Source organism: Spirosoma fluviale (assembly GCF_900230225.1).
GTDB classification, from domain to species: domain Bacteria; phylum Bacteroidota; class Bacteroidia; order Cytophagales; family Spirosomataceae; genus Spirosoma; species Spirosoma fluviale.
This window is the reverse complement of sequence record NZ_OCNH01000006.1, coordinates 211,647-225,036: the sequence shown is the minus strand read 5'-3', so window position 1 is coordinate 225,036 and position 13,390 is coordinate 211,647. Positions and strand designations below refer to the sequence as shown.

Genomic DNA, 13,390 nt, shown 5'->3' with positions numbered 1-13,390 from the left:
AAATTTGCGTTAGCCACTTACTCACTCCACGACTCCACCCACTTCACTAATCACCTCTCCCCTATTTCACCATCTCCAGTACTTGTTGCCGCACGTTTGCGTTAAACGCAGCAGCCCTTCGTTCATTCAACTGCCGTACGAGTACCTCCGCCCTCCGCACGCCCCCCGCGTGAAACGAGCCAAACAGACCCGCCCCTACGCCCCAGGCAGACAGGTAATAGCCTTGCAAAAAGCTCGTAATCCCAAAATACAAACCCGCCGACTGCATCACGATACTCAGAGCCGCTTCGCCGGGTCTGCCCGCGTAGAATTGACCGGCACCCGGAATAAAGGTCGAAAGCCACTGCGCCTTCTTTTCACTTTTGAGATGAGGTAATTGCCTGTAAGGCATTGACAACGTGTCGGCTTGGGCCATCATTGCCAATTTATGGTAGGCTATAGCTGCTTCGGGCCAGCGCCGTAACTCATTCAGGGAGAGTACCCGAATCGCCATCAGCAACGGTGATGGCGGAACTTCGGGATGCAGATAAGGCAAACGGTCCAGCAACGAAAGTGCGTTCTCGAACTGTCCGGCCAGATACGCACACAAAATCTGCTCCCGCCGAAGCGGATACAGCAAACTATCCGGGTAGCCGGGCTGAGTCTGACTGTTAAGGAACGTAACAGCCTGCGCATAGAGCCCCTGTTGTTTCAGGCAGCGGGCTTTTCCCATAACCGCCCCAACCTGTAGAGCAGACGATTCAGCCGTAAACAGCACGCGCTCATACCCCACACGAGCCGCCAGAAACTGCCCCGACGCAAAGAGTGAGTCGACCTGAGCGAGCGGGGTTTGTGCCTTAGCGATTGAGCAGATTCCGCAAAGGAATGTGCATATCAAACAAAATCTTGTTGTCATAACCCCGGTTAAATTCATCGCGCCGGACTTTTACCGCCAGCGTACTTCCCCAGATATTACCTATATAAAACACGGTAAAGAGCGAGCCAAACCCCAAAAAGCGTAAACTCGTGGGGCCGTCTTTCCGGTAACCTTCCCACGTCAATAAACCCAGCGTCAGCAGGGGTAAAAAAGCCGCTATGCCCTGCTTCGGTTTGCCCGCGTATACTTTTCCAGAACCCGGCAAAACGGCACTGAACAGGCCCGCCAGGGCGGGTGAACGTCGTTTCTGGGCCGCCAGCCCTTTCCGGTACGCATCCAGCCGGGTTTCTTCGGCACTTAATGCGTAGGACGAATAACTGAACTGTTGGCGGAGGATGTCATAGCGGCTATACCGACGTTGCAGGAGAGCCAGCCCGGCTTGTTCGAAGGCTCTTAATTCGATGAGTGTAGAGTCTGTAGCCGGTAAACCCTGCATGACTATACGTGCCGAATCGCGTTGGGTTTGAAACGACAGGCAATACGCGCCAAAGTAGCGGGATTTCACATAAAACGGCGATCCCGGCGACACCGCCAATAAGTTGCGACTGGCTTCATCGAGCGATTTTGTACCATAAGCCAGCCAGCCCCTCAGGTAAGCCAGTGAGTCCCGTTGCGCAGCCGAGAGCGCCTGTTTATCAATTGCCTGAAGCACAAAAGCAGCCTCATCGTTTGCTTCCTTCTCGGATAAATACCGGGCAAATTGCCATTCACGACTAAACGTGCCTGTCTGACAAAAGGCTGATTCAGCCAGAAGGCAGACCAGAACCAGCAGCCCATAACGAAGTCTATTCATCGGTAACGGCTCAGCGGGTCAAGAATGGTACCATCGGCCGGGTTTATGTCCATTGGGGGTACGTCCAGCAAACCAATACGATTACAACGCATGATGCGATCGGCGCTTAGGAAAACCCCTTTCAGAATTCCATACTCCTCAATGGCCAGTTTGCTGAAATTGGAGCAGGTAATCTCGTAGGGACAACTTCGGGCCAGTTGCTGCGACATCAGCCGCTGATACCCCAGCATGGCTCCTTTTAAGGTCAGCGAAACGGGGTTGTACTTCGCCAGCCAGCTTTGCTTCCGGTACTGAACCACCCGATTGGAGTTGCCTGCTCCGCGATACTGGGCAAACGCGGCATTATTCTGAAAATCACGGTCGGCGAGCAGTTGCCGATCCGATACGGGCGTCTGTGCCCAAAGGCTGGTTGTTCCTCCCAGAGCAACGACCAGCAAGGTTATAACCAGCTTCATTGATCTGTTTTGGCCGTTGCCGGAATGGTATAATCGAAATACGGGCTATTGGCCGCGTTATTCAGACGAAAATCAGCATAAACCGTTTTCGATACGGTCGAATCCTTATCCTGATAAACGATTTCGGTTGTCGTAGCCGGAAAAGGCCGACCCTCGATGGGCTGATAACCGTAGTAGAATACTTTCCGGATTATTTTCCCAGCTCCATCGGCATAGTGCATATAGATCGGGTTTGCCCGGTCGTACACAATCCGGACCCGCTGAATGGGCAGTTTAGCGTTGGGCGTTTTGAGCCGCCACTCCGTAATCAGCAGTTTGCCGTTGGCCGTTGTTTTATCCTGCACAAATCCCAGTCGGCTCAATCCCATATCGGAGGTGGTGCCATTCAGAAAAAAAGCCAGCTGTGTGGTTTGCGTGCTAAATGATTCGTTCTGGTAGCGAATGACGGCGTTTCGGTTGGGGTCGTAGATCCGGGTTTCGCCGAGTTTATTGGCCAGGATGATAACCTCACGCGGGAAGGTGAAGTGGGTGACCATATTCCCGTTCCGCTGGTAGAACATTTCGCCCCGAACGGTAACGGATTTACCCTGCTGGACCTGCCGGGTGGTCACCGTAGCCGACAGACGATCAATGGTTTGGGGAGACAACAAAACGAGACTACCCGCAAGTAGTAAAAGGACAGGATTCATGGACGGTGGGTATTGACTACGCCCAAAAATAAACAATCCCGGCCATTTAGCGACCGGGATTGTCCCCTTTCATAAACTATACCTGCTTTATCAGGCCACTACTTACAGTTTGAAGGTAACCCCTAACTGAAGCGGAGCAACCCCTACGCCAACTTCGGCAAAGCCACCAACTTTCTCGCTAAAGAAGTAACGACCGCCAATGTGTAGGCCCAGATCAATCCCGCCATAGTTGTAAGCAGAACTTAAAAAGCCATCTTTATAGGAGAAGCCACTATAGATCAATCCTAAACCTCCGTATAGATCTACTTTCTCATCCGACATATTCAACAATTCATTAAAGTGGTAAGAGCCCCTTGCCCCGATGCTGTAATAAGAGCCAACACCCGAGTAAGACCGGAAACTGGCAATGCCACCAACGGTGATATTCTTAGCGACTCCAGCTTCAAAAGAGCCGCCAAAAGCAATACCGCCACCGCCAAAACCGATGCCACCGTAACCACCTACGCCAATACCGAGGTTTAATAACTTCGAGCCCTTATCAGGGACGTATTGTGCAAAAGATTGGGTTCCGACAAACAAGCCGAGAATAAGCAAAATAGAAAAGTTGAAATTTTTCATCTGAAAAAATTGATTTACGTTAGAATCCAGGACAAAGTAAACGGGAATCTGATGGGCTACCAAGCCTAAAAGGTATCCAATTATTTATCGGTCTGATAGTTTACCATTCCCTAAATTTAATGACCATTAACATAAAATTTAGTTACTTATAAATAAATCAATGTGCTCCTACTTTGACCGATAATATCAGGACCCTGTCAGGAAAAGCCATAGCCATAAAAAAAGGCTGCCCGCTTGAGCAACCTTCTTTTGTGATCCATTCGAGGAGATTAAGCCACTTGGGGCTTCAGTTTCTCCTTAAACACCTTCTTAAACTTGTCGACCTTAGGCGCGATGACAAAGGCGCAATAGCCCTGATTGGGGTTGTTGGCGAAGTAACTCTGGTGGTAGGCTTCGGCTTCGTAGAAGGTTTCAGCGGGGCTGATTTCCGTTACGATCGGGCGGTCGTACGCACCGGATTTGTCGAGTTCTGTTTTTGCCATTTCGGCCAGCTCTTTCTGCTCGTCGTTGTGGTAAAAAATCACCGACCGGTACTGCGTGCCCACGTCCTCGCCCTGGCGGTTCAGCGATGTTGGGTCATGGCTTCGGAAAAACGCTTCCAGCAACTCCTGATACGTGATTTTGGCCGGGTCGTAAGTTACCTCAACGCATTCGGCATGGCCGGTGGTGCCAGTACATACTTCCTTATACGTTGGATTCGGTTTTTGCCCCCCTTCGTAGCCGGATACCGCGCCAAAGACGCCGTCGAGTGATTCATACAAGGCTTCTGTACACCAGAAACAGCCCGTTCCAAACGTTGCTTTGGCCAGATTGGCAGATTGATCGGTATTCATACGGTTTTGTTTTGTTTGCCCCGCCGATGCACGGACCGCCCCGCGACCAGAAGCCGCAGTAAGCACCGTTATCAGTAAGGCAGTTAGTTTGCGAAGTGTAATCGCAACCATTCGTTAGGTTTGTGGTTGTAAAGTCTAACGAATAACATAACTGATCCGCGTAAAGTTTGCGCCCCCGTGCCTGTGAAAGATTTCGACACCGACCGTTTCCGTTACGATGGAGATAAGCCCTTCAAGATCAAAAAAGCACCCACCAAAGTAGATGACCTCTACGAAGATGATGACCATTACGAAGCCCTGCTCCGTCAACAGTCGGCCGAGATCGACAAGTGGCAGGAGCGGATGTTCTCGTACAATCGGTATGGGCTGTTAGTTGTATTTCAGGCGCTGGACGCTGCCGGAAAAGATGGTACCATTAAGCACGTGTTTACCGGAACCAATCCGGCTGGGGTGCAGGTGTATTCGTTCAAACGGCCCACCGATCAGGAACTCGACCATGATTTTCTGTGGCGCAGCTGGCGTGAACTGCCCGAACGGGGCCAAATCGGCATTTTCAACCGGTCGTATTATGAAGAAGTACTTGTCACCAAAGTCCACCCAGAAATTTTGACCCAGAGCCAGCGACTGCCCGAAAAAGTAACGGAAGATCTGGACAAACTCTTCAAACACCGGTACGAAGCCATTCAGGATATGGAAACCTTTTTAAGTCGTAATGGCTTTCCAACGGTCAAATTTTACCTGCATGTCTCCAAAGAGGAACAGGCCGACCGGCTCATTGCCCGCATCGAAGACGCAGAGAAGAACTGGAAATTTGAGGAAGGCGACGTAAAAGAGCGAGAATTCTGGGACGCTTATCAGGATGCCTACGAAATGTGCATTACCCAAACTGCCACCGACAAAGCACCCTGGTACGTTATTCCGGCCGACGATAAAAAGAACATGCGTTTACTGGTTGGTCGAATCATCATCGACGAGCTTAAAAAGCTGCCCATCCAGAATCCGGAACCAGACGAAAAGCGGTTCAAAGAATTACAGAAGCTTATCCCCATCATTAAAGCCCAGTAATACGGCTGGAAAGCCGTGCATAGTCCGGTTAAAAGTCGTTATTATCCAAACTCATAGCGGCTTTCCAGCCGCGTTACGTTATGAAAAAAATCGACACAAAGGCATTTCGGTACCACGAAAAGCAACCCTTTTCCATTGCGGAAACGCCGACGAGCATAGATCCGTTTTACACCGACGAAGCCGATCAGAGTCGCCAGTTGGACGAACTGGCCGAGCGAATGGATCAGGCGCAGAACCGGATGCATGCCGATGAGCATTACGGGCTGCTGGTCGTGTTTCAGGCAATGGATGCCGCCGGGAAGGACAGTATTATCCGGCGTGTATTTAAGGGCGTCAATCCGTCGCGTTTTAAGATTTCTCCGTTCAAGAAACCGGACGAGTCCGATTTGAAGCACGATTTTCTGTGGCGTTTCTGGCAAGAGTTGCCGGAGCGGGGCAATATTGGGGTATTTAACCGCTCGTATTACGAGGAAGTGCTGGCGTTGCGTGTTCACCCGGAACGGCTGGAGGAACAATACATTCCCAAAAGTCTGGTGCCCGCCAATAAGAAAACGCTTTGGGAGCAGCGTTTCGGAGATATTGTCCATTTTGAGGATTACCTGTTCCGAAACGGGTTTCCTATCGTGAAGTTTTACCTCCACGTAGCCAAAGAGGAACAGGGAAAGCGGCTCGTTGCCCGACTCGAAGACCCGGAAAAACAGTGGAAACTTAGCCCGAACGACCTGGAAGAGCGGGAGTTCTGGCCGGAATACATGAAAGCCTACGAGGATACCATCCGGGCGACGGCAACGGAGCAAAACCCCTGGTACGTGATCCCGAGCGACGACCGCGTCAATCAACAACTCATCATTGCCCACATCCTGACCGAAATTCTGGAGTCACTGCCCGTCCATTTCCCGGAAACTGACGAGAAAGAAGCGCAGAAGCTGATTAAGCAGATTAAAAAGCAGGACGGGCGTTAAATAAGAAATTTTTGGTGCGCTAACGTAGTATATAGTGGTGTGGTCGGTTTCCTGCCGTGTGGTCAATTTTAAGAATCGCACCGGCGACCCGGCTGACCACACAGCGCATGCCGCCTTTTTGTTATCCTTCATTCCATGACCACATTAGCCTGTATTGGTTTTATCCTATACAGCGCACCGTTCAGCATCGTATTTAGCTGTTTTATCTATTTTTTATCTATCGTTAATATACCCGTACGTACTTTTGCGTCAGCAGCCTGAACCACTATTGTGTGGAAAGGATGCCTTGAAAAAACGCAATGAAACATACATTACCATTTTGGCTTTGTAGCCTGCTTATTTACGTCATGTCGCTACAGTCTGGCAGCGCGCAGGCAACACAAAATACAGCGGGCAACAGTGCGCAGGAGAAAAGCGTGCGGGCAGCCGCCCTGACCGTAAGCGGCTACATAAAAGATGCCGGTAATGGCGAAGGACTAATCGGCGTCTCTGTGTACGTGAAAGAAACCGGAACCGGCGCTGTTACCAATAGCTACGGATTTTATGCTGTTACGCTTCCGGCGGGCAGTTATAACCTTGTGATTAGCTACGTTGGCTATGCACGACAAACCCGAACGGTCGATCTCGTTGACCGGAACGTACGCCTTAACCTCGAGCTGACCCAGGAAGGCAAGCAGCTTCAGGAAGTGGTTGTCTCGACCAAACGGGAAGACGATAACGTGAAGAACATCGAAATGAGCGTCAACCGGATCGATGTCAAAACCCTGCAACGCATTCCGGCCCTGCTGGGCGAGGTCGACGTGATCCGGAGCATTCAACTGCTGCCGGGCGTATCGACGGTGGGCGAAGGCGCTACCGGTTTCAACGTTCGGGGCGGCAGTATCGACCAAAATCTGGTGCTTTTAGACGAAGCCCCGGTTTACAACTCCTCGCACCTGTTTGGTTTCTTCTCGGTCTTTAACCCCGATGCGGTGAAAGACGTAAAGCTTATCAAAGGGGGAATCCCGGCCAATTATGGTGGTCGGATTGCGTCTATTCTGGATGTCCGACTGAAAGAAGGTAACGCCAAGAAACCCGAAGTTAGCGGAGGTATCGGCCTTATTTTCAGTCGCCTGGCCTACGAGCGGCCACTTTTCAAGGGAAAAGGGTCGTTTATTGTAGCTGCCCGACGCTCCTACGCTGACGTGCTGGCCCAGCCGTTCCTGACCGGCGATCTGAAAGGAGCCAAGTTCTATTTCTACGACCTCACGGCGAAAGGCAATTACCGTATCAACGACAAAAACACGGTGTTTCTATCGGGTTATCTGGGTCGCGATGTGTTTGGCTCTGATTTCGGGTTCAACTGGGGCAATACAACACTCTCGGCCCGCTGGAACCACGTTTTCAGCGACCGCCTTTTCCTGAACACGACGGCGTATTATAGCAATTACGATTACTCCCTGAACTCCGATCTGAAAGGAAAACGGCCTAACGACTTCTTCCGAACCGACTCCCGCATTGTCGATTATAGCCTGAAGCCGGACTTTTCGCTGTTTCTGGGCAAAAACACCATCTCGTTTGGCGGTCAGGTTATCGCGCATGATTTTCAGCCAGGCACCGCAACAGCCGCCAGCTCGGGCAGCGTTCGGACGTTTGGCATAGCCAGCAAGCGGGCTATGGAAGCGGCTCTCTATGTAGGCAATGAGCAGCAACTGACCCCAAAAATCCAACTGCAATACGGCCTTCGCTATTCATTATTCAATTATGTTGGCCAGGGCGAAGCGTACACCTTCCGGACCGATGTGCCGCTGGGTAGCCGCCGGGAAGTTATTACTACGGTAGGGTACCGGGGCGGAGAGGTGATCAAGACGTACGGTAACTGGGAACCCCGCTTTTCGACCAAGTTGGATCTGTCTGGCAATAGTTCGCTGAAACTCAGCTACAACCGAATGGCGCAGTACATTCACCTGGTTTCCAACACAACGGCGTCGACGCCCCTGGACATCTGGACACCGTCGACCAACAACATTAAACCGCAGATTGCCGATCAGGTGGCCGGGGGGTATTTCAAGAACTTTGGACGCTCCAGCGGAACGGGCAGCGAGTTCGAAGCCTCGGTAGAAGTTTATTACAAATGGCTGCAGAACCAGATTGACTACATCGACGGAGCCAGCCTGATCCTGAACAAATACCTCGAAGGCGATCTGCTGAGCGGCAAAGGACGCGCATACGGGGCCGAGTTTTATGTAAAACGCAACACGGGCGTCGTGAATGGCTGGGTTAGCTACACGCTAGCGAAAACGGAGCGGCAGGTAGACGGGATCAATAACAATAACTGGTATGCAACGCGCTTCGACAAACGGCACACGCTGACAACGGTACTGCTGGTCGATCCACCCAACGCCAAACGCTGGAACTTCTCGGCTACCTTCACGCTGGCCAGCGGAACCCCCGGCACGTTCCCAACCAACCGCTTTGAGTACCAGGGCTACGTAGTGCCACAGAATACCGACAATGCCCGGAATAACTACCGCATTCCGCCGTACCACCGGCTCGATCTGGCCGCTACCTTACAGGGACGCAAACGGCCGGGTAAGCGAAAAGACGACAACTGGGTATTCTCGGTTTATAACGTCTACGCCCGTAAGAACCCGTTTTCCGTGTATTTCCAACCGAACGCCGATAATCCCCGCGTAACGGAAGCCATTCGCTATTCAGTTTTTGCGACCGCCATTCCGTCTGTAACGTATAATTTCAAATTTTAGTCGTACCGACCGGGGACGGTTGGACGAGATACAGCTACTGCTAAACACCCGACCGGGAGGTCGGCACTACTTATGCAACGATACAGTGTTCTTTTCCTCTTTTTAGCTGTCGTTTTTGCCCTCAACGGGTGTACGACGGTGATTGATGCCAAGCTGGATACCGGTCCGACGCAGCTTTCGGTGGACGGTACCCTTACCGACTTACCCGGCCCGCAAACCATCCGGCTCACCCAAACGGCGGCTTATTTCAACAATAGCCAGCCAACGCCCGCAACCAGTGCCACTGTCACAGTTTCGGATAATACCGGGAAGACGTACCCCTTTACCGACCCCGATAACGACGGGTATTATGTTTGGCAACCTTCGACTAAAGACACGCTCGGGCGCGTTGGCCGGACGTACCAGCTTTCCATCGCCTATCAGGGAGAAACGTACCAGGCCAGTACGAAAATGAACCGCGTACCACCCATCGACTCCATCATTTTCGTCAAGCGGAAGTTAAACCCATTTTCGAGCACGGAGGGGTACCGAGCTGAATTGTACGCAACCGATATAGCGGGAGCAACCGACTACTATCGGATTCGTTTCTCTCGAAATGGCGAGTTGCAGAACAAGCCGGACAACATCATTACTTCGCAGGATGGTGGCTTCCGGGGGGCCGGTAACGTTACGGATGGGCTGGTATTCATTGCACCCATCCGACGATCTATCAATCCAGACAGTTTGTATAACCTGAATGATGTCGTGAAGGTAGAGGTTCAGTCGATCACGCTGGCAGACTTCGATTTCTGGCAGGTACTACGAGCGCAGATTACCAATGGGGGCCTGTTCGCCACGCCTTCGGTCAATCTGCCCACCAACATCATCAATACCAGGGCAAACGGCCGTAAAGCAACCGGCTTCTTTATCACCTCGGCCGTTCGGAGCAAAACCGTCTCCGTCAGCGAAGCCAATATTCGGGTGCGGGAAGACTGATCGGGCTGTAACGAGACTTCCGGCCCATCAGCTGTTTCAGCGGTTGGCTTCGGAGAGCCAGTGAAACTGGCGTTCGGCAAGTTGAAAATGGCGTTTCTGACGAGTTAGGGCAATCATCACCGAATCGTTCCTGATCTTCCCACGTAACACCACATGATTCGTGTCGGGCATAACATAGCCCAGTGTGAACAGTGCCGTTGAATCGGATGGAAACTTTTTGAAGGCGATGGTATGCGCCAGTGAGTCGAACGAATAGCTGAAATAGCCCCGTCGGTAGCGCTGCCGGAAGAGGGTATCGGCCGTCAGGATACTTCCGGAGGTGTTCGGTTCGAAGACCACATCTTTCCAGCGCAGGCTATCCGCCACATTACCCTGAAACTGATCGACCGAGAAAAAGCCCGTCGTCAGCTTCTTCGCTGCTCCCGAATCACCCGGTCCGAACGCCCGCTGGTATGACCCGTACAATGGCATGCCGATAAACAGGATTACAAAGGCAATTTTCAGCACTATCTGGGTCGTTCGCATCCACTTTTCGGGGAGTGCAACTTGCGGAGCAGGCTGGGTGGCTTTGTTGTAAATAAAGAAATTAAGTAGCCGCTTGGCATCGCTCAGCAACAGAACGTTACTAAAAATAAACAGGTGGGCCGAAAACAGCTTCACCGGGATATCGTAGCAAAAATTCAAGACCATTACGTTGAGGAAAACACTGGCGGCCACAAAGGCCCCCAGCGTACTGGTTCGCCGGAAGAGTAACAGGGTGCCTGCCAGCACCTCCACCGCACCCGAAAAAAACTGATAAGGTGTCGAATACCCAATAAAATACCAGGACAGGCGCATGGGCAAAAAATCGCCCAGCGGGGTAGCCAGGGCACTCATCGAGGGAAAGACCATTTGGAGTCCAAACAGTTTGATGATGCCGTAGCTGAAGGCCATGATCGCAACGAAATACCTCACCAGCACCATAAGTCCGTAGTAGGCAACATCATAATTTTTACGTTTGTCGAAAACCGACCAGATCAGCGCACCGACAACAGCTGCCAGAAGAAAAAAACACAACTGAGCATAGCCGTAGGATGTATCGCCACTGCCATTCAACGGAACCAGAACGTCCTTAATATGGAAAATATGGGCATTGGCCTGGTTTACGAGCCACTCTTCGGCCAGGCCGTAATACTTACCAATTAAATTAAGAATGGGGATCTCAGAAAGCCAGGCCCAGGGCGATGTAAACAGTAGAATGTAGATACAGCCGAAGCGAAAGAGCAACTTGTGCCCCAGAGGCCATTTGCGGACAGGGGTAGTGACGTCAATAGTCATAAAAGGAGAAGTTGGTGTGTCGTGCAATAGCCAAATATAGACAAATACACAACCCTATCTACCCACGTATCAGCTTTTTAACTCTCAGAAAAGCATACGTCATTACTTCTTTCTCCGGATTGAGTACCACCTGTTTTATCACTTCGCAAATGAACAGCTCGTGGTCGCCCGCATCGGTGCTGTGCATAACCCGGCATTGGGTGTAGCCGATAGCTTCGGTTAAATACGGGCAGTGGCGGCTATCCAGGGCATAAGGCAGGTTATTAAATTTGTCCTTTCCCCGACCCGATTGCTGGCCGAGTTTACGGATCAGGCGGGTTTGGTCGGTTGCCAGCAAGTTCACATTCAGGATGCCGCTCTGCCGCACCAGTTCAATGGTGTAATCAACTTTATACAAAGCCACGGCCAGCACCTTACCGCCCATATCCGTTTGCATCACCCACGCGGCAATGTTGGCATTCTGCTTCTCACCCGCCACGGTTGTGACGCTGTGAATGTCGTAATTCTTGTATTTCAGTAGTCGTTTGGGCATAGGATTTTATTGCACTACAACTTAGCCTACGGCTGCACGGAGTACCACCGCTCGGGCGGCCCCGTCCATGCTACATACCATATCTATCGTTAACTTTGTATCGAACGAAGCGTTTTGCTCTTCTGTTCTTTTACTAGTGATTCATTCGTGAGTTAGGTCTAAAATGGTGATTTCGCTCCGCATTGGCGGTCCGATTTCACCGCATCGGCGGCCTGTTCTCTCACTCATTCGCTCTTCCAGTCAATGAAATCGTTCGACATACCTGAGTATTACCGCAGTAGCATTATTACCCCGCTGAAAGAGTTTCGGCGGAAGCGCGACAAATTGAAGCGCGATTTTACTCCTACTCTGCTGGATTTCGGTCCGATCCGGCTGTTGATTGCCCGACACTTCGGATTTTGCTACGGGGTCGAAAACGCCGTTGAGATCGCGTACAAAGCTATTGCAGAAAACCCCGGCAAGCGGATTTTCCTGCTTAGCGAGATGATCCATAACCCCGACGTAAACGCCGACCTGCAAAGTCGGGGCGTCCGGTTTATTATGGATACGAAGGGCAATCAGCTGATTCCCTGGTCTGAGCTGGCCCCCGAAGACGTAGTCATCATACCGGCCTTCGGAACAACCCTGGAAACCCAGCATCAACTTTCGACGCTTGGTCTTGACATTGCCAAATACGACACCACCTGCCCTTTTGTTGAAAAAGTGTGGAATAAGGCCAGTCAGATTGGTCAGAAAGATTATACGGTCATTGTCCACGGCAAACCAAGTCACGAAGAAACCCGGGCCACCTTCTCCCACAGCAAAGAAGCGGCACCTACTGTTGTCGTTAAAGACATGGCACAGGCGCAGCGACTGGCTAAATACATTACGGGCGAGTTACCGGTGGCCGAATTCTACACCGAGTTCGCCGGGCAATATTCCCTTGGCTTTGACCCGGAGCGCGACTTACAGCGCATTGGGGTTGTGAACCAAACCACCATGCTGGCATCGGATACGCAAAGCATTGCCGATTTCCTGAAGCAGATTATGGTGCAGAAATATGCCCTGACCCCTGTCACGACCGAAGCCCATTTCGCCAACACCCGCGATACACTCTGCTACGCCACCAATGATAACCAGGACGCCACCTACGCGCTACTGACCTACCCGGCCGATTTCGCCATTGTTGCCGGTGGCTATAATTCGTCGAATACTTCGCACATTGTTGAGCTTTGCGAGGAGAAGTTGCCAACGTACTTCATCGAATCGGAACAGAAAATACTATCCAACAAGCTGATCCGGCATTTCAACGGCCATACCAAAGAGGAAATCGTTACCGAAAATTTCATTCCGAAACGAGCAGGGTCGGAGCTGGAGACGCCGGTTACGGTACTCTTAACCTGCGGAGCCTCCTGCCCGGATGCCGTTGTGGAAGGTATACTGTTGAAGCTGATCAGCTTTTTCCCGAATGCCCGACCCGTGTCTGAGGTTATCGAAGAATTTGCCCAATAA

Annotated in this window: 13 protein-coding genes; 5 read left to right on the top strand and 8 right to left on the bottom strand. The window is 51.5% G+C overall.

Features of this window, described 5'->3' with window-relative positions; translation table 11 throughout:
* Positions 1-61: 61 nt before the first annotated feature.
* The 6 genes from CRO74_RS25900 to msrA all read right to left on the bottom strand — a co-directional run bounded on the left by CRO74_RS25900 (position 62) and on the right by msrA (position 4,304).
* Entirely contained in the window at positions 62-895 is an 834-nt protein-coding gene (locus tag CRO74_RS25900; RefSeq protein WP_097130290.1) for a hypothetical protein, read from the bottom strand.
* The gene (locus CRO74_RS25895) at positions 837-1,709 is read right to left on the bottom strand and encodes a hypothetical protein (protein ID WP_097130288.1); all 873 of its coding nucleotides are present in this window, start codon (positions 1,707-1,709) and stop codon (positions 837-839) included. Before CRO74_RS25895 ends, CRO74_RS25900 begins: the two co-directional genes overlap by 59 nt.
* The gene (gene yidD / locus CRO74_RS25890) at positions 1,706-2,164 is read right to left on the bottom strand and encodes a membrane protein insertion efficiency factor YidD (RefSeq protein WP_097130286.1); all 459 of its coding nucleotides are present in this window, start codon (positions 2,162-2,164) and stop codon (positions 1,706-1,708) included. The genes CRO74_RS25895 and yidD overlap by 4 nt, the downstream gene beginning before the upstream one ends.
* Positions 2,161-2,853, bottom strand: a complete 693-nt coding sequence (locus tag CRO74_RS25885; protein WP_097130284.1) for a LolA family protein — start codon at positions 2,851-2,853, stop codon at positions 2,161-2,163. Before CRO74_RS25885 ends, yidD begins: the two co-directional genes overlap by 4 nt.
* A 102-nt stretch (positions 2,854-2,955) precedes the next feature.
* Entirely contained in the window at positions 2,956-3,471 is a 516-nt protein-coding gene (locus tag CRO74_RS25880) for a hypothetical protein (RefSeq protein ID WP_097130565.1), read from the bottom strand.
* Between the two features lie 269 nt (positions 3,472-3,740).
* Positions 3,741-4,304: a peptide-methionine (S)-S-oxide reductase MsrA gene (gene msrA, locus CRO74_RS25875; RefSeq protein ID WP_097130560.1), complete on the bottom strand. Its 564-nt coding sequence runs from the start codon at positions 4,302-4,304 to the stop codon at positions 3,741-3,743.
* A gap of 183 nt (positions 4,305-4,487) precedes the next feature.
* Between msrA and CRO74_RS25870 the strand changes: the two genes are divergently transcribed.
* The 4 genes from CRO74_RS25870 to CRO74_RS25855 all read left to right on the top strand — a co-directional run bounded on the left by CRO74_RS25870 (position 4,488) and on the right by CRO74_RS25855 (position 10,050).
* Positions 4,488-5,369: a PPK2 family polyphosphate kinase gene (locus tag CRO74_RS25870; RefSeq protein ID WP_097130562.1), complete on the top strand. Its 882-nt coding sequence runs from the start codon at positions 4,488-4,490 to the stop codon at positions 5,367-5,369.
* An 80-nt stretch (positions 5,370-5,449) separates the two neighbouring features.
* A complete protein-coding gene (locus CRO74_RS25865; protein WP_097130282.1) occupies positions 5,450-6,331 on the top strand; it encodes a PPK2 family polyphosphate kinase in 882 nt (293 codons plus the stop codon).
* Positions 6,332-6,630: 299 nt separating this feature from the next.
* Positions 6,631-9,075 (top strand): TonB-dependent receptor, encoded by a 2,445-nt coding sequence (locus tag CRO74_RS25860; RefSeq protein ID WP_097130280.1) that lies wholly within the window; start codon positions 6,631-6,633, stop codon positions 9,073-9,075.
* A 72-nt stretch (positions 9,076-9,147) separates the two neighbouring features.
* Positions 9,148-10,050, top strand: a complete 903-nt coding sequence (locus CRO74_RS25855; protein ID WP_097130279.1) for a DUF4249 domain-containing protein — start codon at positions 9,148-9,150, stop codon at positions 10,048-10,050.
* Between the two features lie 36 nt (positions 10,051-10,086).
* Here CRO74_RS25855 and CRO74_RS25850 read toward each other — a convergent pair whose 3' ends face one another.
* Together CRO74_RS25850 and CRO74_RS25845 are read right to left on the bottom strand one after the other, a co-directional pair.
* Positions 10,087-11,367, bottom strand: coding sequence for a hypothetical protein (locus CRO74_RS25850; RefSeq protein WP_097130277.1), 1,281 nt, complete (start codon positions 11,365-11,367; stop codon positions 10,087-10,089).
* Positions 11,368-11,425: 58 nt separating this feature from the next.
* Positions 11,426-11,899, bottom strand: coding sequence for a flavin reductase family protein (locus CRO74_RS25845; protein ID WP_097130275.1), 474 nt, complete (start codon positions 11,897-11,899; stop codon positions 11,426-11,428).
* A 243-nt stretch (positions 11,900-12,142) separates the two neighbouring features.
* Here CRO74_RS25845 and CRO74_RS25840 point away from each other — a divergent pair, with 243 nt between their 5' ends.
* Complete coding sequence (locus CRO74_RS25840; protein ID WP_097130274.1) at positions 12,143-13,390, top strand: 4-hydroxy-3-methylbut-2-enyl diphosphate reductase; 1,248 nt, start codon at positions 12,143-12,145, stop codon at positions 13,388-13,390.